Genomic DNA, 24694 nt, shown 5'->3' on the forward strand with positions numbered 1-24694 from the left:
GCTTGAGCGGAAGGCGTGAGTATCCCACAAGGGGAGCGCTGCCGCCGCCTAAAACAAGCAGCCTTGCGCCGTATCGATGGGCACGGCGCGGCGGCGGGCGTGGCCCGTTTTCAGCGCTTCGCGGTCGCTGGACAGCGCGATGCCTTCCAGCGCCAACAAGGTTTCCTTGGCATGCAGGCCGCCCGCGAAGCCCGTCAACTCGCCCGTGGCGCCGATGACCCTGTGGCAGGGGGCGATGATGGAAATGGGATTCTTGCCGTTGGCGGCGCCCACGGCGCGCACGGCGGCGGGGCGGCCAATCTGCCGCGCGATCTCGCCATAGCTGCGCGTCTGGCCATACGGTATCGTCAGCAGCGCGCGCCACACTTCCTGCTGGAACGGGGTGCCGGCAAAATCGAGCGGCACCTCAAAACGCTGGCGCGTGCCGGCAAAATATTCCCCTAGCTGGCGCGCCGTTTCCTGCAGCACGGCGCAACTGTCACCGACGCGCATTGCGCCCAGGCGCACGCGGTTGGGCTTGTCGTTTTCCCACAGGATGGCGGCCAGCGCCGCGCCGCGCGCCACCAGGGTCAGCTCGCCCACGGGCGAGGGCACCACGATGCAGTCGTATTCCATGTCTGTTCCTTGATCGGAGAGCGCCAGTGTAGCAGGATGGCGGCAGCGTGCATATTGCGTGTAGGATAGGGTTTTTCAGCACGGAGAACTGGCTTTGACGATGATTCCCAGCTATGACGATATCCGCGCGATTGCCGCGCGGCTGGTGCAGCAGCGCTACCCCACGGCCGTGGCGGCCATCATCGGCGGCTCGTTCGCCACGGGCCGGCAGACGCCCAGTTCCGATATCGACTTGCTGCTGCTGTTCGACCACGTCGATTGCGCCTGGCGCGATACTCTCGTGGCCGAAGGGCGTACGGTGGAACTGTTCGCGCACGACGTGGCCACGTTCACGTATTTTTGCAAGGAAATCGACGCGCCAGGCGGCAGGGTGCCGCTGGCGATGATGGTGCTCGAAGGCGAGAATATCGCCGCGCCCGGACCGCAGCATGCGCAACTGCTGGCGCTGGCGCAAGCATTCACCGCCGCCGGGCCGCCCGTGCTGGACGTCGACAATTTACAGCGGCGCCGCTACGCCATCACCACCGCGCTGGAAGACCTGGTCGACAGCACGCACCCGGGCGAGGCGCTGGCCGTGGCTTGCCAGCTGTATGAGGCACTGGCCGACCTGCACTTGCGCGCGGGGGGCCAGTGGAGCGGCGGCGGCAAGCACCTGTTCCGCCGCCTGCAGGCGTTCGACGCCGCCATCGCCGACCAGCTCGATGGCGCGCTGCGCCTGGTGGCCAGCGACTTGCCGGCCGGCCAGCATGCGTTCGAGCAAGTCGCCGCCGCCGTGCTGGCGCCCGTGGGCGGCCCCTTGCTGGAAGGGTTCACCCTGCCGGCACCCGCGCACTGGCGCGCTTAAAACGCCGTGCGCACGGCCAGGCTGATGTTGCGCGGTTCGCCCCAGAACACGCTGTCGTAGAAGCCTATGGTGCGGTAGTATTTCTTATCGAGCAAGTTATTCACGTTCATCTGCACGCTGGCGTGGCGGTTGATGGCATAGCTGGCCATGGCGTTGACCAGTGCATAGCCCGCTTGCGGGATATTCGTCATCTCGCCCGATGGCGGGTGGCCGTACCACGATTCGCTGTAGATGGCGCTTTGCGCTGTCATGCTGGCGCCCGCTTTCAGCCCTGCCAGGCGGCCGTCGAAACGGTAGCTGGTAGCCAGGCGCAGCAAATGGCGCGGCTGCGTGGTGGCGGCGCGGCGGCCATCAGCCTCGGCCGCGTGCAGATAGGTATAGCCGCCGCTCGCTTCCCAGCCGGGTGACAACTGGCCGGAAACGTCGAATTCCACGCCCTTTGCCGTCACGCCGGCGCCATTGGCCACCATGGCCTGGCCGCCGTCGGGCAGCAAGAAGCCGGGCGGCACCGTGCGGTCGAGTTCCGCCAGGTTCTTTTTCTTCGTGTGGAACAGGGCGGCCGATGCATTCAGCTTGCCTTCATAGAATTCGCCCTTGATGCCCAGTTCCGCATTGTCGCCCGTTTCCGGCGCCAGGAACTGGTTGTTGCGGTCCTTGCTCGATTGGGGGGTGAACAGCTGCGTGAAGCTGGCGTAGGCCGAATACTGCTTGTTGATGTCGAACACGGCGCCCACATAGGGCGTGACCTCGTTGCGCGTTTCCACAAAGTTACTGCTGTTCGTGTGCACGCCTTGCGTGTTGTAGTTGCGCTTTTCCGTGCGGTAGGTGCTGCTGCGCGCGCCGATGATCACGTGCAGCGGGTCGGCCAGGCTCAAACGCGTGGCCACATAACCGCCCGCCAGACGCGTCACGGTTTCCGTGTGCGAGCCATCCGGGGTGAACACGGGGCGGGGGATATTGCCCGTCCAGCTGCGATAATCAGGGACCAAAGGTTCATAGTCGATTTTCGCCTTGCCGCCTATCGAATTGTCCTGGGCGTTATTGCCATTCCAGCCGACGATGGCTGTATGCTTGCGTCCCAGCAAGGTGAACGGCCCGCTGGCGTAAATGTCGAAATTGTCGCTGTTCTTTTCGCCTGCGCCCCAGGCTCCCGTCCACAGTTCCATGCCTTTGCCCGTGGCGGGATCGGGATAACCCTTGCCCGCATAGAGAACGGTGGTGCGGTTCGTGCTTTCCGTGCGCGCATAGCCGAGGTGCATGTTCCAGTTGCCGGGCAGGCGCTGGTCCAGCGACGTGAATACCGTGTGCTGCTTGTTGGCCCAGGTGCTCCAGGGCGTCGTCCAGCTGGTGTTGCGCGGCAAGTTGGCCAGGCTGCCGTCCGCGTTCCAGTAGGGCACGGCGCCCCAGGTGGCGCCTGTGGGCTTGTTGTCCTGGAAGTCGACACCGGCCGTCAGCAGGGTGCCGGGACGCACGTCCGCCTCGACGATGACCATGCCGACCGTCTTGCGTTCGTGATACATGTCCAGGTAGGAATCGCGTTTTTGCCACGCCAGGGCCGTGCGCGCACGCACGCTGCCATCCGCGTTCAGCGGCGTGGAAAGGTCGGCCTCGAAGCGCTGGTCATCCCAGCGGCCCATGATGAGGCCGGCGCTGGCCTGGAATTCCTTCGTCGGCCGCTTGCGTATCATGTTGATGGTGGCCGACGGGTCGCCCTTGCCGCCCATCAGGCCGGTGGCGCCGCGCACGACCTCGATGCGGTCGTACAGGATGGTGTCTTGCAATGGCGCATTGCCGCCGCGCGCCATGCCATCGATCTGGATATTGTTGATGCCGAAGCCGCGCGCACTAAACGTCGTGCGTTCCGTGTCGTTCTGGTTCACCTGGATGCCCGTCGTCTGCGCCAGCGCCTGGTCCAGCCGCACGGCGCCCAGGTCGTCGAGCAACTGGCGCGTGATGACGCTGACCGATTGCGGCGTCTCGCGCAGGGACAGGTCCATGCGCGTGGCGCTGCGCGTTTCGCCTGCCGTGTACGACTGCGTGCCTTCCGTGGTGGCCATCGAATGGCCCAGCACAGTGACGGCCGGCATGGTGACGTCGGCCTCAGCAGCATCGGCAGCCTGTGCAGGCAAGACCACGCCGGCGGCAAGACTGAGCAGGCTGATGTGTAATAAGCGGGGGAGGGGGCGCAAGGCGGGCTGGCGCGAAGAAGAGAAGACGGTGGTCGATTGCATTATTTTCCTGGAGTATTTTTAGTCGTGTGTGTTCCTATCTCGTCTGGCGAGTGGCGCAGTAGCTGGGGGATGGCGTGACGCTGGCCCGGGATCTGGCTCGGATAGCAGTCCACCCGCGCATGGCAGTGGAAAGGTCGTGCATAATTCAGTTCACATTATGTGAATAAGAATCATTATCAATATAGGTGGTATTTGCCAAATAATCAAGCGTGCGCACCAAAAGAGTGCGGACAGGCGTGCAGGCAGGCCGAGGGCGTATCGTCCGACCTTCTGCGATAATGCAGGCGCTGATAAAATATTTTCCTCATTGAAAGAAATGCATGCGTACATGGATCGCTTGTGCCGGATGGTTGTGTGTCGTGTCGCTGGGCCAGGCCCAGGAGCAGGCGCCGCCGCCGGCTGTTCCCGCGCCGCTGCAGAGCGCTAGCGTTCCGCCCGCCGCCGCGGTCGTATCGCCCCCCCTTGCGCCTGCCACAGCCGCGGCGCCAGCGGCGAGTGCGGAGGACGCCTTGCCGTCGCAAACGGTGACGATCACGGCCAGCAGCGACGCCAAGGCGCCGCGCGTGCGCTTCACGGCTTACCGTGAAAGTTATCTGACGGCCAGGAAAGTGTGGCAAGTGTCGAGCGGCAGCGTGGTCATGGCCCTGCGCCTGATTCCGGCCAAGCTGAGCGCCACCATCGACGACGTGCGCGTGGCTTTGCAAGGCAATGGCGCACCCGTGCCGATCAAGGTTTCCAGCGGCGGCGTGTTTGTCGTGCCGCTCAACGATGACATCGCCGCGCAGGACGGTACTTTCCTGGTGAACAAGAGCAGGGGCGAGCTGACGGCGAATATCGTGCTTCAGCCGTCCGTGGCGCGCGATGCCTGGAACGTCACGCGCGTGGGGCAGGTTTTGCACGACGCCCGGCGCGCCGTGCGGGCCATTACGCCGTGGTACAAGCGGCCGTTCGCCAGCGATGTGCAATCGCTGGCGTTCTGCGCTACCGAGCGGGGCAGCGCGCTGCAACTGGTCGAAGGCGAGCAGCTGATCGCCACCCTGCCCATGAACGAGGCGGCCGTCAACGACATCAACCAGCCCGTGTTTTGCAAGATTTTCGATGGCGAAGACAAGTACCCGGGACACTACCGCGTCGTCTTGCCCGAGCAAGCGACGGTGCTGCTGCTGTAGCGTCTAGTTCGGCTGGCGCTGCACCAGTTCCAGCGCCGCCGCCAGGGCCAGGTCCATGGTGGCCTGATGGAAGATCAGCCATTGCGGCAACAGCGACAGCGCATGGCGCCCCTGTTCCAGGTCACCTTCATCGACGGCGGCCCAGGCATGGTGCAAGCCGCTGAGCACGCGCGCATGCTGTTCGCGGTGGTTGGCCAGCGAGGGAAAGCCGATTTGTTCCATCAAATCTTCTTCCTCGCGGAAATCGCGTTCGACGGCGGCAATCAGCTCGCGAAACGCCACGCTGAAATGTTGGTCGCCCAGTTGCTGCAGCCGCGCCAGTTCCTGAAACAGCGCTTCATGCGCCTCGTCGATGACGGGAACCCCCAGCGCCATCTCATCCTTCCAATGCGATTTACCCATGCTGATGCTCCAGGTTAAGTCCGTCCCGGTGCGAAGCGGACTGTTCCAGTGTGGACGCGGCGAAGGGGGAAATCCATGATCTGGATCAAAAGTATGGTGAAGAGGAGGAGGATTGAGGCACTGAGAAATGAAGGAAAACGGGGAACAAATCCCCATCCGCAATAAAGCGTTTTTAAATGAGGTAAGCTGCTACCTAGCGCGTTTAATGCTTCGGCCAGCGAGCCCAGAGGGCTTGTGCGTCTACATTCGGCACCTGCATCTGCTGCCCGGCGGACGTCTGCATCGCATCCCTCAGCACGAGGGGCACGAGCAGCAAGGCCGACAAGGCAAGGCAGGCCAGCACTTTGAGCGTCAACATGGTCGTCTCCCGGTGTCCCGGCGGCGGCGCGGGGATGCGGCGCCTGCCGGTCACTTCCTTATGCACTACCATGCTTGCAGTTTAGTTCATCTGGTCGTAACTTCAACTTATTGCTGTGATGCACCGCACCAGTTCGCCTGGTGCCACGGGCTTATTTCGCCTTGCGGCTGCGCCGTGGCTTGCCTGCGGCGGGCAGGAAAGAGTCGAACCACACTTGCGTCAGTTGCCGCGTATTTTTCGCCGCTTCGCGCTTGACGGCGGCCGTCGCATGGCCGCGCGCCGTGTTGGCGATGCGGTTGGCGGCGCTCAGGTACATGCTCATCCAGGGGTTTTTCATGGCTAGCCTCGCAGACGGTGGGGGGAATGTCCCCACTCTAGTCCGATGGCTGGCGCTGACTGTGCGCCTGCCCACATAGCCGGGCGGTGCCGGGGGCGGATTGATGTAGATCAATACACGTCGCGGCGGTAGCGCCCGGCCGCCAGCAGCGCGTCGAGGCCCTCCTGGCCCAGCACTTCTTGTAGCACAGCATCGATTCCTGCCGCCATGCCGTGCAAGCTGCCGCACACGCAGACGATGGCGCCTTGCGCCAGCCAGTCGCGCAGCTCGCCAGCGCTGGCGCGCAGGCGGTCTTGCACGTACTGCCGTGTCTCACCATCGCGCGAAAAGACGCGGTCCAGGCGCGCCAGGTGGCCAGCGTCCAGCCAGCCTTGCAACTCTGCGCCGCAGATGCTGTCAAAAGCTTGCTGGCGCTCGCCGAACAGCAGCCAGTTGCGCGCCAGTCCCGCCCGCTTGCGCGCGCGCAAATGCGCACGCAGGCCCGCCAGGCCGGAACCGTTGCCGATATAAATGCAGGGCACGTCCACCAGGGCGGGCGCGAAGGCGGGATTGGCTTGCAGGCGCAGGCGGATGGGGGCGTCCGGCGGGGCGAAGCGCGTGAGCCAGCCGGAGGCCAGGCCATGGCCTTGATTCTGCGCGCCCGCATGGCGTTCCTGGCGCACCAGCAATTGCAGCTCGCCATCGGATGGCAGCGAAGCGAGTGAATAGCTGCGCGGCGCGTGATGGGCACTGCCTGCTTCGCCATCGCTGCCGTCCGCATTGCAAGGAATGATTTCCGCCAGCGCGCCCGCTTCCCAGGTGGCGCCGGCCGGGCCCGTCAAGGTGATTTCATGCAGTTCGCCACCCAGGCTGCCCGGGTTGAGCAGCACGCGGCGCGCCAGGCGCCACTCGGCATACGACGCTTCTTCCTGCACGCCGATGGCGTCGATGGCGCTGCCGCTGCAGCGGGCCAGCGCCTTGGACCAGTCGGCCAGCGCGGCGGGGTCGTGCTTGTCCACTTCGATCAAGGGGAACAGGGAAGTGGCGCCCAGCGCGTGTAATTGTTGCGCCAGCGCATGGCCAAAGCCGCAGAAGGCGCTGTAATGGCGGTCGCCCAGGGCCAGCATGCCGACTTCCAGGCCCGCCAGCGGCGTGCCCGAGGTTTGTTGCAACAGGCGCGCAAAGCGGCGCGTGCCGTCCGGCGCCTCGCCTTCGCCAAAGGTGCTGGCGACGATCAGTGCCCGTTCGTACTGGCGCAGTTGCGCGGGGTCAAAGCGGTCCAGCGATTGCACGTCGACGGCCACGCCCGCTTGCTGCAGGGCGCGCGCGCTTTCCAGGGCCAGGCGCTCGGCCTGTCCCGACTGGCTGGCGTAGGCCACCAGGGTCGGCAAACCTGTATCCGTCTTGCCCGGAGCGCCGGCGCCCAGCATGGCGCGCTGCGCCTGCACAGCCCGCTTGGCCTTGCGGCGGCCCAGGTACAGCATCCAGCCCGTGATGGCGAACAGGGGCAGGCCCAGGCTGGCCAGGGTGACGATGATACGGCCCGGCAAACCAAAATACGTGCCCATGTGCAGCGGATAAATGATGTTGACGAGGCGCGCACCGAGGCCCTGCTGGCTGTACGGTTCGTTTTCCGTGAGCGTGCCGTCGGACGGTGCAATGCTCATGCGGCTGCGCGCCCGTTCGTGCGGCGCATCGCTGGCCAGCCACGTGAATTGCACGGCTTCGCCGGCGCGTGTCGGCAGGCGTACGCTGGCCATGGTCCAGCCGGCGGCGTGTTGCTGGAAGCTGCTCCAGGCGGGGCCGATGTCGACGGCGGGCGCTTTCTCTTTCGGCTGGCCTTTCTTGCCCGGCGCCTGTGCCATCCTTGGCGGCTTGCCGGCCCAGGCGTCGATATTGTCGCGCACCACGTCATAGCTCCAGTAAATGCCCGTCAGGGTCAGCGCCACATACACGACCAGGCACCAGGTGCCGGCCACGGCGTGCAGATTCCACAAAAACGAGCGGCCCTTCAGGGCAGGATCGAAGGTCAGCCAGGTGCGCCAGTCCAGAGGACGGCGGGGCCAGCGCAGATACAGGCCGGAGAGTGCCAGCCCCAGCAGGCACAGGGCCAGTGCGCCCGCCACTTGCCGGCCCGGATCGCGCGGCAGCAGCAGCCAGCGGTGCAAGGATTCCGTCCACTCGAAAAATTCCGCGCCCGCCAGCGCCGGCTGGGTGGCGCCCGTGTACGGGTGCAGGTAGATCGACTCGCCGCGCCGCTGGCCATTCTTCGGTGCGAAGAACAGGCGTGGCGCCGCGCCCGCTTCTGCATACATGGTGATGGAGGCCACGCGCTGGCCGTGTTCCGTTGCGGCGATGTTGCTCAGCTGGGCTGGCGTCAACGGCGCGCGCGTTTCCACGGGTACATGGCGCACGCCGGGGTTCATGACATCGAGCAATTCATCCTTGAAGGCCAGGGTGGCGCCGCTCAGGCCGATGATCACCAGCACCGTGCCGGCCGTGATGCCGATGAACCAGTGCAATTGAAACCACACCTGCTTCCAGCTCCAGTGCCAGCGCCGTTGTTGCGGGGCTGCAAGCTGGCGAGTCTGCGGCGCATCGTCGGCGCTGGCGCGCAACTGGGGAAGGGAGGAGGTGGTCATGGCGGCTTTCGATAGCGCCGCCATGCAGGTATCAGGCATGGCGGGAAGAAGGAAGGCTGATATTTTAACGCAAACGAGAATCATTCGCAAATGATGGTGCGGTGGCACTGTTGCGCAAAAGGTCCACGCCGGGCAAGGATGATGGTTTTGATAATTTACATCGTCGTGAAATTGTGTGAAAATGAAAATCATTCTCATTCGTGATCATGATGCAGTGCTGACCCACTTGACCGGCAAGTTTGGCAGCCCCTTTGTTCGTTTGCCCGTGTCCACCATTTCTCCTTCCCTCGATCTCTTTAGCGACCTGTACAGCAGCCACCATGGCTGGCTGTACAACTGGCTGTGGCGCAAGCTGGGCTGCCGCGATGGCGCAGCCGACCTGGCACAAGACACCTTCGTGCGCATGCTGGCCACGCAGTCGGCGGACAGCCTGCGCGAACCGCGCGCCTATCTGAGCACGGTTGCCAATGGCTTGCTGGTGAATCACTGGCGCCGGCTGACCCTGGAACGCACTTTTCTTGCCGCCCTGGCCAACCGTCCCGAATTGACGGCGCCGTCGCCCGAGGAGCGGGCACTGGTGGTGGAGTCGCTGTACCGCATTGACGCCATGCTCGACACCCTGTCGCCGCGCGCGCGCCAGGCTTTTCTGCTGGCGCAGCTCGATGGCCTGACGTATGCGCAGATCGCCGTCCAGTTGGACGTGTCCGAACGGATGGTCAAGAAATACATGGCGCAAGCCATGCTGCAATGCATGCTGTGCCTGGACGATGCCGCCTAAGCCTGCTCCTGCCATGCCGCCGGCCGACTACGCCATTTTGCAGGAAGCGGCCGAATGGTACGCCGTGCTGCGCGGCGAAGACGCCGATCCTGCCGAGCAGCAAGCATGGGAACGCTGGCATGCCGCCTCGCCCGCCCACCGTGCCGCCTGGCGCCGGGTGGAAGCCGTCAGCGCGGAATTTCGCCTGCTGCCTGGCGAGCCGGCACGCCAGGCGCTCGACGCTGCGGGGCCGCGCCAGAGCGATGCCCAGCGGCGCAGCCTCGTCAAGGGGCTGCTGGCGCTGTGCCTGACAAGCGGCCTGGGCGGCGCCATGCTGCTGCGGCGCGATACGCGCAGCTGGATCGCCAGTCTGCGCGCGACTGAAAAAACGGCTATCGGCAGCGTGCGCCAGCTGGCGCTGGCCGACGGCTCGCAATTGTGGCTCAATACGGCAACCTCCCTCGACATCGATTACAGCGCCAAGCTGCGCCGCGTCGATTTGCACGGCGGCGAAATTTATATCAGTAGCGCGCGCGACAGCCGGCAGCCGGCGCGTCCGCTCGTCGTCGACACCGTGCACGGTCGCCTGCGCGCGCTGGGCACGCGTTTCAGCGTGCAGCCACAGGGTGATGCGACCTTGCTGGCCGTCTACGAGGGCAGTGTCGAAGTGGCGCCCCGCGATGGCGGTGCGCCGCGCATCGTGCCGGCCGGCCAGCAAGTGCGTTTTGGCGACGGTTTGATTGGCGAGCCGTTTGCCGCCGATCCGAATGCGGCCGCCTGGATCGAGTACCGCTTGCAACCGGAGCAGATGCGGCTCGATGATTTCCTCGCGCAACTGTCGCGCTACCGCCGCGGCCACCTGGGCTGCGCGCCCGACGTGGCGCACTTGCGCCTGGTGGGCAGTTATCCGCTGGCCGACACGGACCGCATCCTGGCGGCGCTGGAAGCGACCTTGCCCGTCAGGATCAACCGGCTGCACGACTGGTGGGTCACGGTGGAAGCCCAGCAGCCCCAGTCAAAACAGTAAATAAGAATATTTCTCAAAAAGTGGTTCCCTTTTTGAAAAGTTGTTTGGCAAGGTAGAAGTAGCCTGCTCAACAATGCAATAACAAAGGAAATCCGTGCCGCTGTTCCCACCTTGCCTGCCGTTCGCCCGCCGCCTGCTGCCGCTGTCCCTGGCTGCCGCGCTGCTGGCCGTGCCTGTCATGGCGCCGGCGGCGGAAGAGACGGTACGCAGCTTCCGCATCGCCGCCGCGCCGCTGGGTCAGGCCTTGCGCCAATTTGCGGGCCAGGCGGGGATATTGCTGTCGGCCGAAGGCGGCTTGACGCAGGGCAAACGCAGCGGCGGCGTGCATGCCAGCTTGTCCATACCACAGGGCTTGCAGCAATTGCTGGCGGGCACGGGCCTGGTGGCCGTGCAGTTGCCGGATGGCAGTTATATCGTCCGCCTGGCGCCCGTGCCCTTGCGCGCCGACCTGGACGGGGAGGGCGCGGGCCTGCAAGTGCTGGCACCTGTCACCGTGCTGGGAGACAACGATGATGGCTACCGCCGTGCCAGCTCTGCCGCCGCCAGCCGCAATGACACGGCCTTGCGCGACACGCCGCAGGCTGTCAGCGTCGTCAGCGCCGCACTGATACGCGATCAGGACATGCGCAGCCTGGCCGACGCCATGCGCTACATGCCGGGCGTGGGCACGGCCGCAGGCGAGGGCAATCGCGATACGGCGGTGATGCGCGGCAACAGTTCCACGTCGGACTTTTACCTGGACGGCATGCGCGACGACGTGCAGTATTACCGCGATTTCTACAATATCGAACGAGTCGAAGCCATCAAGGGGCCGAACGCCATGGTCTTTGGCCGTGGGGGCGGTGGCGGCGTCATCAACCGCGCCACCAAGCAGCCGCAATGGACGAACGACGGCGAAGCGAGCGTGAGCCTGGGCGCCTGGCGCAACCGGCGCGCCGCGCTCGACGTGCAACAGGTGTTCGGCACTGAGGTGGCCATGCGCGTCAATGCCATGGCGGAAAACAGCGACTCGTTTCGCCAGGGCGTCAACGTGCGCCGCAGCGCCATCAATCCCGTGCTGGTCTGGCGCTTGTCGCCGCGCACCAGCGTAGTGGCCAGCTATGAACATTTTCGCGATGACCGGGTGACGGACCGGGGCCTGCCTTCTTACCGGGGGCGGCCGTTTGAGACGGACCCGTCCACGTTTTTCGGCATCGCCGGCAGCAGCCCGTCGTGGGCCTACATCGATGCGCTGGGCGTGACGCTGGAACACGACCTGGGCGGCGGCGCAAGCGTGCGCAACCGCATGCGCCTGGCCGATTACGACAAGCTGTACCAGAACGCCTTTCCCGGCCCCGTCAGCGCCGATGGCGAGAACGTGACCGTGCTGGCATACAACAGCGCCACCCAGCGGAGCAACTTGTTCAACCAGACGGACGTCGAGTGGACAGTCGATAGTGGCGGCGTGCGGCACCGGCTGACGGCGGGCCTGGAACTGGGCCGCCAGACGACGGACAATCTGCGCAACACCGGCTATTTCACTACCCTGGGCGACAACGTCACCCACATCAGCCTGCCTACATCGCACCCGGTGACGGACTTGCCCGTGACTTTCCGGCCCAGCGCCACGGATGCGGACAACCATGGCGTGGCCGACACGGCCGCCATTTATCTGCAGGACCAGTTGCGTTTCAGTTCCCGCTGGCAGGCGGTTGCCGGCGTGCGCTACGAGCGCTTTGCCGTCGATTTCGTCAACAACCGTACTGATGCGCGCATCGCCCGCACGGATACGCCGTGGTCGCCGCGCGTGGCCCTCATCTATCAGCCCGTGCCAGCGCTGTCGCTGTATGCCAGCGTCAGCCAGTCTTTCCTGCCGCGCGCGGGTGAACAGCTGGCCTCGTTGACGCCCAGCAATGCCGTCTTCGAGCCGGAGCGTTTTCGCAACGCGGAGCTGGGCGCCAAGTGGGAGGTCACGCCGCTACTCTCCGCCAGCGCGGCCGTGTACCGGCTGGAACGCAGCAATGTGGCCGTCACCGACCCCATCGATACGACGCGGGCGATGCTGGTCGACGGCCAGCGCAGCGAGGGCCTGGAACTGGACGTCAATGGCAAGGTCCAAGCTGGCTGGAGTATCGCCGGCGGCTATGCGTGGCAGCGCGCCGTGCTGACGGCCACGCAAGCGGCCACGGCCGTGGAGGGCGCCACGGTGGCGCATGTGCCCAGGCACAGCCTGTCGCTGTGGAACCGCTACGATTTTTCGCCCGCCTGGGGCGCCGGCCTGGGCCTGATCGCCCGCAGCGCCGTGTACGCCTCGGTGTCGAATACGGTGGTATTGCCCGGTTTTACGCGTGTCGACGGCGCCGTCTACTTCAAGCCGCACGGGCATTTTCAGCTGCAGCTGAATGTGGAAAACTTATTCAACAAGAAATATTACGCCTCTGCCCACAGCAACGACAACATCGCGCCCGGTTCGCCCCGGGCCTTGCGCATGACGGCACTGTGGCGGTTCTAGTTTTGTATTAGCAAGTTTGCAGTACCCAAGCAATCAACGAGCCAGCCAACTGCCGGGGGGCAGTAGCCAGCCAATTTATTCCATCCGATACATTGAAAGATAGCGATGACATCGAAAGACAAAGCGGGCGTTACCATCCGCAGCCGCAAGCACCACACCACTTCCACGCCGCGCATGCATGGCACGGCCCTGGCCGCATTTGCCACCCTGGCCATGCCGCTGGCACTGCACGCGCAAACGACGGACAAGCCGCAGCAGTTGCAGGAAGTTAAAGTGATCGGCACGGCTGACCGCCTGATCCAGGCGCCGGTCAAATCGGCCAGCGACAAGCTGACGGCGCCGCTGCTGGACACGCCGAAATCCGTGACGGTGATTCCTGCTGAAATCATTTCGCAAACGGGCGCCGTCTCGCTGACGGATGCGCTGCGTACCGTGCCGGGCATCACCATCGGCGCCGGCGAAGGCGGCAATCCCGTGGGCGATAATCTGTTTATCCGCGGCTACAACGCGCAAACGGATACGTATATCGATGGCATCCGCGACACGGGTTCGCAATCGCGTGAAATCTTTGCGCTGGAACAAATCGAAGTCGTCAAGGGTCCGAACTCGGCCTACGGCGGACGTTCGTCCGCGGGCGGCGGCGTCAACCTGATCAGCAAGACGCCGAAAGTCGACAATTTCACCAACGCCACCGTCGGCCTGGGCAGCGCCAAGTACCGCCGCGCCACCCTGGATGCGAACCGCGTCATCAGCGACGACGTGGCCGTGCGCGTCAACGTGATGGCGCACGACGCCCACGTTGCCGGCCGCGACTACATCAATGGCGACCGCTGGGGCATCGCGCCATCGATCACCTTCGGCCTGAAGTCGGCCACGCAAGCGACCCTCAGCTACTACCACATGCAGTCGAGCGAATTGCCCGATACCGGCTTGCCGTTCAACAACCCGTTCTCGTCGGGCGCCAATGTGTCGAAAAACGGCAACGGCACGCCCGTCAATGTGCCGCGCGACACCTTCTATGGCCTGGTGAACCGCGACTTCCGCGACACCCAGAGCGATATCGGCACCATCGACGTGCGCCACGACTTCGGCAACAAATTGATCTTGCGCAACGTGACCCGTTACGGCAAGACCAGCAACGACTACGTGTGGACCCAGCCCGACGATTCGAAGGGCAACACCATGCTGTACGGCACCGTCTGGCGCCGCACCAACACCCGCGTCACCGACACGGATGCACTGGCCAATGCCACCAGCCTGGGCGGTGAATTCATGACGGGTTCGGTCAAGCATACCTACACGCTGGGCCTGGAAATCAGCCGTGAAGAAACGGACCGCAGCTCTTACCTGTTTAATCCGGGAACGAATAACTTCCTCAACAAGTCGACCACCTGCCCGACATCGGGCGCCGCCACCGGCTACAACTGCGCGCCGCTGCTCAATCCGAACGCCAACGACCCGTGGGTCTACACGCGCACGGTGTCGCCGGCCCGTACCAACATCGTTACCAACACGCGCTCCGTGTACGGCTTCGATACCATCGAGTTCACGCCGCAATGGCTGCTGAACGTGGGCATCCGCTGGGATGACTACAAGAGCTCGCTGAACACGCCGCAATACACGCTCGATGGCAAGACCACCGCCGCCAGCAGCGCCAATGTGCACGCCACGTTTGCCAGCTATCAGGCGGGTCTGGTGTACAAGCCATCGACCAACAGCAGCGTGTATGTTTCCTACGGCACCTCGTCCACGCCACCGGGCAATGACGGCGGCGACGGCCTGGACGGCCTGTCGGTAGCCATCCAGAACCTGAAGCCGCAAGAGAGCAAGAGCTTCGAACTGGGCACGAAATGGGAAGTGCTGCCAGGCGGCCGTTTGTCACTGAGCGGCGCCTATTTCCAGAGCGACATGAGCAATGCGCGCGTGACGGCACCGGATGGCAGCTCGCAAAACGTGGGTGACAAGCAAGTCAAGGGTATCGAGCTGGGCTTGAGCGGCAATATCACCAGGGAGTGGTCGGTTTTCGGCGGCTACACGCACCTGAACGCCGTCCTGGAAAACAATGGCTACGTCAATACGGGCACGACGGCTGCGCCCGTGTATGCGCCATCGCCTTACAACGGCAACCAGTTTGCGACCACGCCGAAGAACAGCGCGTCGCTGTGGACCTCGTACCTGGTCACGCCAGCCATCACGGTCGGTGGCGGCGTGAACTACGTCGATAAAGTCTATGCGAACGTGGCCAACAACAAATATGCTCCGGCTTACACGCGCTTCGACGCCATGGCCAGCTACGTGGTCAACCGCAACGTGACCCTGCAGCTGAATATCCAGAACCTGACGAACAAGCTGTACTTTGACAAGGTCTCGTCGCCGCACTACGCTGGCGTGGCACCAGGCCGCTCGGCAACCGTGACGGCCAACATCAAGTTCTGATGTCGTTCGTTTGAGGTAGCGCAAGGCGCCGTTCGAGCGATTGGAATGGCGCCTTTTTTCATGGCTATGTCACCATCAAGTGTGGGAATGCTCCCAGCGTTGCTTTCAATAACGTTTCTGGTGAACGGATGCGTCTGGCGTCGAGTATCCAGCGCCAGCCCAGGTAATTTGGCAGGTAGCGCGTCGCCACGCCATGAAACGGACCGAGCCATTGTCTCAGGCGGCTGTGATACGCATTGACGTTCTGCACATGCGCGGCGCCCTGCACACGGATGCCGGCGCGCAAGTTGACGGCCTCGTGGCTGATACCCGCTTCTCTCGCAAACGCCCGGTAGGCCGCATGACCATCCGTTACCAGCAGAACATCCTTGTCGATAACGGGCAACAAACATCGGTGCAGCTGCGCCTTCGTCAACGCGCCTTTGCCCGTGACGAAATCGAGGGTCTGGCCCGTGCGGTCGCGCGCCACCAGGATGCAAACTTGCTCATTCGATATACCGCGTTTAAAGGCATGGCCGCCCCGGCGACGGGCCGGACGCGTCATCTGCCTCGATCCCTTTTCCGATTCCAGCACGTAGAGTTCATCGGCCTCGGCGATGCCATGCAGGCCATGCGGCCGGTCCGTCTTCGCCACGCTGAGAAAGCGGTGGCGCCAGCGAAACGTGGTGTTGCGGTGTAATCCCAGCTGCTGAGCGGCCTGGCGCACCGAGGCGGAATCGAGCAGGCAATCGGCATACGCGATCCATAGCGCCTTGTGACGCAAGCGGGCCAGCGGCGTGCCCGTCAAGGCATTGAGAGTGCGCCCGCAAGGCACGCAGCGGTAGCGCTGCAAGCCGTGCGCATGGCCATGCCGGTGCAGGTGAGGCGAGCGGCAGGCGGGACAGGCCAATCGCGGCTGCGCCACGCTTTCCAGCAACGCGACGGTCGCGTCTTGCGGTGCGTTGCCACACAGCAGGGCGATGCCTGTTTGCCGCTGGCGTCGGTTCAGGTGAGCAAACTGGGCGATAAAACGGATCCATTCGGCTGGCTGCATGATCTGCTCCCTGTGTGGTAACTATGTAGAGTCAGACAGCAATGCCAAAGGAAGATTCCGGTAGTTCCCCTATTTATCGATGACAGAGCCTTTTTCATTTCCCGGTTCCCTTTTGACGTTTTCGCTTGGCAAGGTAGGGAGAGCAGAACGCACAAGTGGAGAATCCCATGCAAGACATTCAAACCCAGGGCGATGGCCGCGTGTTCGAGCGCTTGCGCGCCGTGCGCCTGCGCCCGACCAGCGCGCGCATCTGCATCCTGCAAGTGCTGGCCGGCACGCAGCGGCAAGCGATGAATGCGGAAAGCATTTATCAGCAACTGCTGCATATCGGCATTGCCGTCAGCCTGGGCACGATTTACCGCGTGCTCAAGGAGATGGAAGGGGCCGGCTTGCTGTTGCGCGAGCGTGAGGCGAGTGCCAGCGGCAACAAGGCGCGCTACCTGATCAAGCCGGATCAGGTGGAGACGGATAGTTGCTACCTCGTGTGCCGCGTCTGCGAACGCAGCGTGCTGGTGCAGGATATGCCGCTGGTGGAGCAATTGCGCCAGACGGCGGCGGCGCACGGCATGGAAATCGGCGCGAACGTGATTTCCGTGCAGATGCGCTGCAGCCAGTGCGCCGACGAAGCGCAGGCAGGGCGGGGCCGGCCGGCGCGGGCAGCCGTTTGATTGATGCGGCGCAACAAGAACGGCTGGCCCATCCGCCTCCTCGCCGCGCGCATTAGGCGCTACAATAGGGAACCTCTTATTTGTTTCCTGCTGCCATGACCACTTCCACACAGAATCTCGTCGTCACCCCATCCGCCCACCCCCTGTCCGACGCCGAGCGCGCCGCGCGCATGGTCAACCCGGCGTTTGGCCGCATCTTTACCGACCACATGGTGGTGATTCCTTACCGCGACGGCAAGTGGCAGCAGGGTGAACTGAAGGCTTACGGCCCGTTGATGCTGGACCCGTCCGCTTCGTCGCTGCACTACGGCCAGGCCATCTTCGAAGGCTACAAGGCGTTTGCCCAGCCGGATGGCAGCATCAAGACTTTCCGTCCGGAACAGAATGCCGAGCGCTTCAACCGCAGCGCCGCGCGCCTGGCCATGCCGGCCATTCCTGTCGAGCTGTTCCTGGAAGCGGGCGACGCGCTCATTTCGCAAGACCGCAACTGGGTGCCGAAGAACACGGGCGAGAGCCTGTACATGCGTCCGCTGATGATCGCCACCGACCCGTACCTGGGCGTGCGTCCATCGGAAGAATACCTGTTCGTGCTGTTCGCTTCGCCAGCCGGCGCCTACTTCCCGAAAGGCGTGAAACCCGTCACCGTGTGGATCAGCGAAGACTTCGTGCGCGCCGCGCCGGGTGGCACCGGTGAAGCCAAGTGCGCGGGCAACTACGCGGCCAGCCTGATGGCCCAGTCGCAAGCGCAAGAGAAGGGCTGCGACCAGGTCGTGTGGCTGGACGCCGTGCACCGGGAATTCATCGAGGAAATGGGCGGCATGAATTTGTTCTTCGTGTATAAAGATGGCGAGAAAGTCACCGTTGTGACGCCGGAACTGACGGGCACCTTGTTGCCAGGCATCACCCGCCGCAGCCTGCTGGAAATGGCAAAAGACCTCGGCTATGCGACGGAAGAGCGTAAATTGTCCGTGCAGCAATGGCGCGACGACATCGCCTCGGGCCGCATGACCGAAGTGTTCGCCTGCGGCACGGCCGCCGTCATCACGCCCGTGGGCGTGGCCAAGGCCAACGGCTTTGAAATGACCATCAACAACAATGAAAACGGCGCCGTTACTCTGGCCCTGCGCGAAGCGTTGCTGGGTCTGCAGCATGGCACGGCACCGGATACGCATGGCTGGATGCACAAGGTTTGCTAATCAGCTTGCTTGATTGATACCGCGCCGGCACTGTGTTGCCGGCGTTTTATATTCTGAAAGGGAAACCTGATGCAATTTCGAACTGTACTGCCCGCGCTGGCGGCCGTTTTCCTCAGCCTGTCCTTTGGTGCCGTCCACGCGGCCGACGCCACGTGCGCCATTCCCCGTAACGTCAGTTACTACGATTACGACGTCAAGCCGTCGGACGAGAAAAACACGTGCTACAAGCAAAGCACCAACGTGCCCACCGATTACTTTATGCTGGCGCTGTCGTGGTCGCCAGGTTTTTGCGACAGCCAGCGCCGTCGTGGCGCAGTGTCGAAAAAGGCCGCCTTCCAGTGCGCCGAGAGCAACCAGTTCGGCTGGATCGTGCATGGCCTGTGGGCGCAGTCGGCCAATCCGGCCACCTGCGAAGACATTTCCGTGACGCCGCCGCGCAAGACGGACATGCACCCGCGCTATTGCAAGGGCAATCTGCCGAAGCTGGCGCCGTCCGACATCCTGCCCTATATGTGCATGCAGCCGGGCGAAGCCTTGCTGCAGGGCGAGTGGGAAAAGCATGGCGCCTGCGATTTCGATACGCCCAAGCAGTATTTTGAGAAGGAACGTGAACTGTTCCAGGCCTTGAAGTTGCCGGACTCCACCATGCCGAAAAACGAGCTGTTCCAGTGGATGAAGCAGCACAACCCGCAATTGAAAGGCCGCTGGCTCGGCTATGAAAAGCATTCGGGCGAGCTGCGTATCTGTTATTCGAAAGATTTTAAAGTGATCGATTGCCAGAAGTAAGCTTGCCTGTCCTGCAGGTTTTTTGCATACATGCTAGTGTATTGCCCGGATCAGCAAGATGAACAGGTAGTGTATTTATGCAGCAGTCTATGCAGCGGCAAACGCAAGCCGTGATGGTGGGCGAGGACGGCTTGCCGCCCGGCGCCCGTTTATGGGCCATGCTGGCGCTGGCCATCGGCGTGGGCATGGCCTCGCTCGATACGGCCATTGCCAACACTGCCTTGCCGGCCATCGCCAGCGAGCTGCACACGACGCCGGCCGCCTCCGTATGGATCGTGAACGTCTACCAACTGGCCATGGTGGCGACCCTGCTGCCGTTTTCCGCCCTCGGCGAAATCGCCGGCTACCGGCGCGTGTTTATCTCCGGCATGCTCCTGTTTACCTTGGCCTCGCTCGCCTGCGCGCTGGCCTGGTCCCTGCCGTCGCTGGTGGTGGCGCGCCTGTTCCAGGGCGTCGGCGCCAGCGCCATGATGAGCGTCAATACGGCGCTGCTGCGCGCCCTGTACCCTAAACATTTGCTGGGATGCGCGTTTGGCAATAACGCGCTGGTGGTGGCCGTCGCGTTCGCCATCGGCCCCACGGCTGCCTCGCTGATCCTGGCGACGGCCTCGTGGCCGTGGCTGTTCGCCATCAACGTGCCGCTGGGCGTGGCGGGCTTTTTCCTCGCCAGCCGCATGCTGCCGGCCACTAAATTGTCCGGCCACACCCTCGATGCGCGCACGGCGCTGTACAACGTGGGCGCCTTCGGTTTGCTCATTTTGCTGTTTGGCGACGCGGCCCATCACGCGGCGCTGTCGACCTTGCTGCCAGAACTGGCGGCGGTGGTGATTTTCTTTGTCTTGCTGCTGCGCCGCCAGGCGGGGCACGCGGCACCGATGCTGCCGATCGACCTGTTCCGCCGTCCATTATTCCTGCTGTCGTCGCTGACGGCCATCTGCACGTTTGCCGCGCAGGGCCTGGCCTTTGTTTCTTTGCCCTTTTATTTTGAGGTGACACTGGGCCGCTCACCCGTCGAGACGGGTTTTTTGATGACGCCGTGGGCCGCGCTGGTCGCCGTGATGGCGCCCGTAGCCGGCCGCCTGAGCGACCGCTATTCTCCGGGCGTGCTGGGCGGTATAGGCCTGGCGGCGCTGGCCGGCGGTTTGCTGACCCTGGTGTGGATCCCGGCGCATCCGAGCGCGGTTGACATCGGCTGGCGCATGGCCTTGTGCGGCATCGGTTTCGGTTTCTTCCAGGCGCCGAACCTGAAAGCCATCATGGGCAGCGCGCCGCCCGAGCGGGCCGGCGGCGCCAGCGGCGTGGTGGCCACGTCCCGCCTGATCGGGCAAGCGACGGGCGCGGCACTGGTCGCGTATTGCTTCACGGTTTCCGCCAGCCGGGGCACGACGTATGCGCTGTGCCTGGCGGCAGGGTTCGCCGCCGTGGCGAGCATCGCCAGCTTCTCGCGCCTGGTGGTGGCGCAGCCGGCGTGGCTGAGCGGCAAGGGCAGCTAAGCGCCTGGACGCGCCTAGACGTCGATGGCCTTGTCCGACTGCATGCGCTTGCGCAATTCGAACTTCTGGATCTTGCCCGTCGACGTGCGGGGCAGGGGACCAAAATAAATGGCTTTCGGCACCTTGAATCCGGCCAGGTTGTTCTTGCAGAACGCGATCAATTCCGCTTCCGTCACGCTGGCCCCTTCGCGCAGTTCGACGAAGGCGCACGGCGTCTCGCCCCATTTTTCGTCAGGCTGAGCGATGACGGCGGCGGCCAGCACTTGCGGGTGGTGGTACAAGGCGTCTTCCACTTCCACGCTGGAAATGTTCTCGCCGCCGGAGATGATGATGTCCTTGCTGCGGTCCTTCAGCTTGATATAGCCGTCCGGATACATGACGCCGAGGTCGCCCGTATGGAACCAGCCGCCCGCGAACGCTTCCTGTGTCGCCTTTTCATTCTTCAGATAACCCTTCATGCAGATGTTGCCACGGAACATGATCTCGCCGATCTGTTCGCCGTCTGCCGCCACCGGCTGCATGGTGTCCGGGTCGATCACGGCCACGGCGCTTTGCAAGTGGTATCGCACGCCCTGGCGCGATTTCAATACGGCCCGCTCTTCCTGCGACAGCGCCGCCCACTCGTCCTGCTCGGCGCAGATGGCGGCCGGGCCATACACTTCCGTCAAGCCATACGAGTGGATCAAGTCAAAGCCCATGGCTTCGATCTTTGCCACCATGGCGGCTGGCGGCGGCGCACCGGCCACCATGCCGCGCACGGTCCAGTTGATGCCGTCGCGCCAGTTGGCGGGCGCGTTGGCCAGGGCCGCGTGCACGATGGGCGCGGCGCAATAGTGGGTGATGCGCAACTCGCGCATCAGGTCGAACACGAGTTTCGGCTCGAACTTGCGCAGGCATACGTTGACGCCGGCGCGCGCGGCGACGGTCCACGGGAAGCACCAGCCATTGCAGTGGAACATCGGCAAGGTCCATAAATACACGGCATGCTTGGGCATGTCCCACTCCAGTATGTTCGACAGGGCATTCAATGCCGCGCCGCGGTGGTGGTAGACCACGCCTTTCGGGTCGCCCGTGGTGCCGGACGTGTAGTTGAGGGCGATGGCATCCCACTCGTCCGCCGGCCCCTGCCAGTCGTACTCGGGGTCGCCGCTGGCCAGCAAGGCTTCGTAGTCGAGGTCGGCAAATGGGTCCACTTCCGGTCCCAGCACGTCATTGACCTGGATCACGCGCAGGCCGGGAATCTGCGCCGCCATCTGGCGCGCCAGTTCGGCAAATTCCGTATCGGCCAGCAAGACTTTCGCCTGGCCATGGCGCAGCATGAAGGTCAGCGACGCCAGGTCGAGGCGGATATTCAGGGCGTTGAGGACGGCGCCGGCCATCGGGACACCAAAGCTCGCTTCCACCATGGCGGGCGTGTTTGGCAGCATCACGGCCACCGTGTCGCCCGTACCCACGCCCAGCTTGATGAGGCCGGAGGCCAGGCGGCGCGTGCGCGCATAGGTTTCACCCCACGTCTGGCGCAAGGCGCCATGTGCAATTGCCAGGCGATTGCCATATACTGCGGCTGCCCTGGCGATATAGTCGAGCGGGGTGAGGGCGGCGTAATTGGCACTATTTTTGCCGAGGCCGGTATTGAAATCAGCAGTCATGCTTGTCTCCTGTGAAATAAAATTCTGTAGCTCCCTGTTTCGGGATTGATACCGGTTAGCATAGCACCGGCGCTGGAAAATCACTGTCATCTTAGTGACAGCTGACGTGTGAAATTGAAGGATGGAATGGATAGCAACGATAGTGTAGACCTAGCGATGCCTGAACTCGGCAGCCATGACTGGTTCACGGCCCTCGATGCGCGGCATCAGACCCTGTTGCGCACCGGTAGCGTGATCAGGCATTACGAAGCGGGCGCCTTCATCACGCGGCGCGGCGAACCGTCGGCGCACTGGATCGGCGTGCACACGGGCTTGATCAAGCTGGCCGTCTACAACGCCGATGGGCGCGGCGCCACGTTTTCCGGCGTGCCGGCCGGCGGCTGGTGCGGCGAGGGCAGCGTGCTCAAGCGCGAACTGCGCCGCTACGACGTGGTGGCCGTGCGCGCATCGAGCATCATCCTCGTGCCGGTGGACCTGTTTCACCTGCTGCTGGCCGAAAGCCTTTCCTTCAATGCCTTCGTCATCCGCCAGTTGAACGAGCGCATGGGCCAGTTCATCGCCACCATCCAGAACCAACGCCTGCTGGCCGTCGACGCGCAAGTAGCGCAAGCCATCGCGCAACTGTTCCACCCCATGTTATACCCGCGCACTTCCAGCGTGCTTGAGCTGTCGCAGGAAGAAATCGGCTTGCTGACGGGCATTTCCCGACAGCGCGTGAACCAGGCGCTGGGCCACCTGGCCGAATTGAACTTGATCAGCATCGCCTACCAATCGATCCGCGTCGTCGACCTGGACGGCTTGCGCCGTTATGGCGTAGCGTCGCTGTGATGACAGACCGGACGCGCGATGTGTGGCATGCTGGCGGCTCGCTCACCACCTTGACCTGACGCATGGCCCTCGTTTCCGATCATCCCTTGCACTTGCTGGGCTTGCGCTTTCCGCTCAGGCTGCGCGTCACCGTGCGCCAGGGCTTTGTGACTTTGCACAATGAAATCACCACCAAGAAACTGGCCAGCGGCGACAGTTTCGTCGTGCCCGCCTTTTTGCGCTTCGCCTGCGACGTGATGCCGGGGCGGGGCAAGCCGGCCGTGTTCACCCTGGCGCTGGAAGACGATGAGGCGGAGGGTGGCCACGGCGGCGGCAAGCGCTGGAGCCAGGCGCTGGCGCAGCACATCTTTGATACGCCGCAAGGCAAATGGACGGCGGCGCGCCTGGCGGCCCTGTGGCAAGTGACGCCGCACAAGGCCAGGGCGCGCCTGTTTTCCGAGGGCGAGGCCTTGCTGAGCCTGGTGCGCGAGCAGCGTCTGGCGCACGCGCTGCACACGGCGGCGCAAGCGGATGCCGATGGCGTGCATGGCGAGCGCGACCTGGCGCAAGTGGCGGCTGGTTCCGGCTTTGCCTCGATCCCCGCGTTTTGCGACGCCTGCGTGGACGTGGCCGGCGTGCGCCCCAGCCTGTTCCTGCGCGGCCAGGCGCCCGGATAGCCAGACTCCGTTATAATCGGGGCCATGGGATCATTATTGAAGCGCAAACAGTGGCATATGTGGTTCGCCTGCCTGGCGATACTGCTCAATGCGCTGTCGCCGTCCCTGTCGTATGCCTTTGCCTCGCTGCATGCGAACGCGAACAATGCCGCCGTCGAGATTTGCTCGGCCAGCGGCGCCGTCTACACGCAGGCGGACCTGGCGCCGACCGCCACATCCACCACCGATTCCGTGCTGCATCACATCGAGCATTGCCCGTTCTGCATGAGCCATGCGGGCAGCGTGGGCTTGCCGCCGTCGTCAGCATCGCCGCTGGCCGTCATCACGGGCCACGACCTGTATCCGCCCCTGTTTTACCAGGCGCCGCGGGCCCCGTTCGCGTGGCTGGCCGCCAGCCCGCGCGGCCCCCCTCTGGCTGCCTGAACGCCAGTCACGCCTTCCACGTCTTAACTGTATCCACTACGCCCATCGGGCCGGAATTATCATGAAACGTCGTCTTTTCCTTCTCGCCGGTACGGCGGGATTGCTTACGCTTGCCGCTTGCGAACCAGCGCCGAAACCCCATTACAACGGCCTCGACTTGACGGGAGGCGATTACAAGCCCGACTTCAAGTTGAGCGGCCCCGATGGCAAGGTCTACACCCTGGCCGATTTCAAGGGCAAATATGTGATGGTCTTCTTTGGCTTCACGCAATGCCCGGACGTGTGCCCGACAGCCCTGTCGCGCGCGCTGGAAATCCGCCAGAAACTGGGCGCCGATGGCGATAAATTGCAGGTAATCTTTATCAGCATCGACCCCGAGCGCGATACGCCCGAGTTGCTGGGCGAATACATGCGCGCCTTCGATCCGAGTTTCCTCGGTTTGCGCACGGACCCGCAGGCGACGGCGCAGACGGCCTTCAACTACAAGGTCTTCTACCGCCGCGTGCCGAGCGGCAGCTCGTACACGATGGACCATACGGCCATCAGCTATGTGCTCGATGCCGAGGGACGCATGCGCCTGGGCTTGAAACACCAGTTGACGGGTGACGAATGCGTGCAGGACATCAAGACCCTGATGAAATCGAAATACACCTTATAACCATCGCGAGGAAATA

Annotated in this window: 22 protein-coding genes; 14 read left to right on the forward strand and 8 right to left on the reverse strand. The window is 63.8% G+C overall.

All coding sequences use genetic code 11. The features are described from left to right. Positions 1-48: 48 nt before the first annotated feature. Entirely contained in the window at positions 49-615 is a 567-nt protein-coding gene (locus tag SJI03_RS23825; RefSeq protein WP_322428854.1) for a methylated-DNA--[protein]-cysteine S-methyltransferase, read from the reverse strand. Positions 616-715: 100 nt separating this feature from the next. Between SJI03_RS23825 and SJI03_RS23830 the strand changes: the two genes are divergently transcribed. Then, positions 716-1459, forward strand: coding sequence for a nucleotidyltransferase domain-containing protein (locus SJI03_RS23830; protein ID WP_322428929.1), 744 nt, complete (start codon positions 716-718; stop codon positions 1457-1459). Here the strand turns inward: SJI03_RS23830 and SJI03_RS23835 are convergent. Beyond that, positions 1456-3690 (reverse strand): TonB-dependent siderophore receptor, encoded by a 2235-nt coding sequence (locus SJI03_RS23835; RefSeq protein ID WP_322428855.1) that lies wholly within the window; start codon positions 3688-3690, stop codon positions 1456-1458. The genes SJI03_RS23830 and SJI03_RS23835 overlap by 4 nt on opposite strands. A gap of 509 nt (positions 3691-4199) precedes the next feature. Here SJI03_RS23835 and SJI03_RS23840 point away from each other — a divergent pair. Then, positions 4200-4859 (forward strand): hypothetical protein, encoded by a 660-nt coding sequence (locus SJI03_RS23840; protein ID WP_158301301.1) that lies wholly within the window; start codon positions 4200-4202, stop codon positions 4857-4859. 3 nt (positions 4860-4862) lie between these two features. On the opposite strand, the gene SJI03_RS23845 is transcribed toward SJI03_RS23840, so the two are convergent. The 4 genes from SJI03_RS23845 to SJI03_RS23860 form a co-directional block, all read right to left on the reverse strand. Then, the gene (locus tag SJI03_RS23845; RefSeq protein ID WP_158301300.1) at positions 4863-5261 is read right to left on the reverse strand and encodes a bacteriohemerythrin; all 399 of its coding nucleotides are present in this window, start codon (positions 5259-5261) and stop codon (positions 4863-4865) included. 202 nt (positions 5262-5463) lie between these two features. Beyond that, positions 5464-5619: a hypothetical protein gene (locus SJI03_RS23850; RefSeq protein ID WP_158301299.1), complete on the reverse strand. Its 156-nt coding sequence runs from the start codon at positions 5617-5619 to the stop codon at positions 5464-5466. 151 nt (positions 5620-5770) lie between these two features. Beyond that, the gene (locus SJI03_RS23855) at positions 5771-5956 is read right to left on the reverse strand and encodes a hypothetical protein (protein WP_070222074.1); all 186 of its coding nucleotides are present in this window, start codon (positions 5954-5956) and stop codon (positions 5771-5773) included. A 110-nt stretch (positions 5957-6066) separates the two neighbouring features. Then, positions 6067-8577 carry a sulfite reductase flavoprotein subunit alpha gene (locus SJI03_RS23860; protein ID WP_322428856.1) on the reverse strand — a complete coding sequence of 837 codons (2511 nt, stop codon included), beginning with the start codon at positions 8575-8577 and terminating at the stop codon, positions 6067-6069. 181 nt (positions 8578-8758) lie between these two features. Here SJI03_RS23860 and SJI03_RS23865 point away from each other — a divergent pair, with 181 nt between their 5' ends. The 4 genes from SJI03_RS23865 to SJI03_RS23880 all read left to right on the forward strand — a co-directional run bounded on the left by SJI03_RS23865 (position 8759) and on the right by SJI03_RS23880 (position 15288). After that, positions 8759-9355: a sigma-70 family RNA polymerase sigma factor gene (locus tag SJI03_RS23865; RefSeq protein ID WP_322428857.1), complete on the forward strand. Its 597-nt coding sequence runs from the start codon at positions 8759-8761 to the stop codon at positions 9353-9355. Further along, a complete protein-coding gene (locus SJI03_RS23870; RefSeq protein ID WP_099379556.1) occupies positions 9345-10361 on the forward strand; it encodes a FecR domain-containing protein in 1017 nt (338 codons plus the stop codon). The genes SJI03_RS23865 and SJI03_RS23870 overlap by 11 nt, the downstream gene beginning before the upstream one ends. A gap of 94 nt (positions 10362-10455) precedes the next feature. Beyond that, a complete protein-coding gene (locus SJI03_RS23875; RefSeq protein WP_322428858.1) occupies positions 10456-12852 on the forward strand; it encodes a TonB-dependent siderophore receptor in 2397 nt (798 codons plus the stop codon). Positions 12853-12957: 105 nt separating this feature from the next. Continuing rightward, complete coding sequence (locus SJI03_RS23880; RefSeq protein WP_233516272.1) at positions 12958-15288, forward strand: TonB-dependent receptor; 2331 nt, start codon at positions 12958-12960, stop codon at positions 15286-15288. Between the two features lie 64 nt (positions 15289-15352). Here the strand turns inward: SJI03_RS23880 and SJI03_RS23885 are convergent, their stop codons facing one another. Next, the gene (locus SJI03_RS23885) at positions 15353-16321 is read right to left on the reverse strand and encodes an IS1595 family transposase (protein ID WP_322428859.1); all 969 of its coding nucleotides are present in this window, start codon (positions 16319-16321) and stop codon (positions 15353-15355) included. A gap of 167 nt (positions 16322-16488) precedes the next feature. Here SJI03_RS23885 and SJI03_RS23890 point away from each other — a divergent pair, with 167 nt between their 5' ends. The 4 genes from SJI03_RS23890 (at position 16489) to SJI03_RS23905 (ending at position 20464) form a co-directional block, all read left to right on the forward strand. Continuing rightward, positions 16489-16989, forward strand: a complete 501-nt coding sequence (locus tag SJI03_RS23890; protein ID WP_322428860.1) for a Fur family transcriptional regulator — start codon at positions 16489-16491, stop codon at positions 16987-16989. Positions 16990-17084: 95 nt separating this feature from the next. Beyond that, a complete protein-coding gene (locus SJI03_RS23895; RefSeq protein ID WP_099380684.1) occupies positions 17085-18185 on the forward strand; it encodes a branched-chain amino acid aminotransferase in 1101 nt (366 codons plus the stop codon). 69 nt (positions 18186-18254) lie between these two features. Continuing rightward, positions 18255-18971 carry a ribonuclease T2 family protein gene (locus SJI03_RS23900; RefSeq protein WP_322428861.1) on the forward strand — a complete coding sequence of 239 codons (717 nt, stop codon included), beginning with the start codon at positions 18255-18257 and terminating at the stop codon, positions 18969-18971. 77 nt (positions 18972-19048) lie between these two features. Next, positions 19049-20464, forward strand: a complete 1416-nt coding sequence (locus SJI03_RS23905; RefSeq protein ID WP_322428862.1) for an MFS transporter — start codon at positions 19049-19051, stop codon at positions 20462-20464. 14 nt (positions 20465-20478) lie between these two features. Here the strand turns inward: SJI03_RS23905 and SJI03_RS23910 are convergent, their stop codons facing one another. Then, entirely contained in the window at positions 20479-22113 is a 1635-nt protein-coding gene (locus SJI03_RS23910; protein WP_322428863.1) for an acyl-CoA synthetase, read from the reverse strand. Positions 22114-22269: 156 nt separating this feature from the next. Here SJI03_RS23910 and SJI03_RS23915 point away from each other — a divergent pair, with 156 nt between their 5' ends. The 4 genes from SJI03_RS23915 to SJI03_RS23930 all read left to right on the forward strand — a co-directional run bounded on the left by SJI03_RS23915 (position 22270) and on the right by SJI03_RS23930 (position 24678). Next, positions 22270-22941 carry a Crp/Fnr family transcriptional regulator gene (locus tag SJI03_RS23915; RefSeq protein WP_099380681.1) on the forward strand — a complete coding sequence of 224 codons (672 nt, stop codon included), beginning with the start codon at positions 22270-22272 and terminating at the stop codon, positions 22939-22941. A gap of 62 nt (positions 22942-23003) precedes the next feature. Then, positions 23004-23597 carry a hypothetical protein gene (locus SJI03_RS23920; protein WP_322428864.1) on the forward strand — a complete coding sequence of 198 codons (594 nt, stop codon included), beginning with the start codon at positions 23004-23006 and terminating at the stop codon, positions 23595-23597. 36 nt (positions 23598-23633) lie between these two features. Then, positions 23634-24020, forward strand: a complete 387-nt coding sequence (locus SJI03_RS23925) for a DUF2946 domain-containing protein (RefSeq protein WP_322428865.1) — start codon at positions 23634-23636, stop codon at positions 24018-24020. 61 nt (positions 24021-24081) lie between these two features. Continuing rightward, on the forward strand, positions 24082-24678 hold the full coding sequence (locus SJI03_RS23930) for an SCO family protein (protein ID WP_322428866.1): 597 nt from the start codon (positions 24082-24084) through the stop codon (positions 24676-24678). Positions 24679-24694 lie beyond the last annotated feature (16 nt).

The sequence above is a fragment of the Janthinobacterium sp. GMG1 genome (assembly GCF_034427795.1).
Classification (GTDB): domain Bacteria; phylum Pseudomonadota; class Gammaproteobacteria; order Burkholderiales; family Burkholderiaceae_D; genus Janthinobacterium.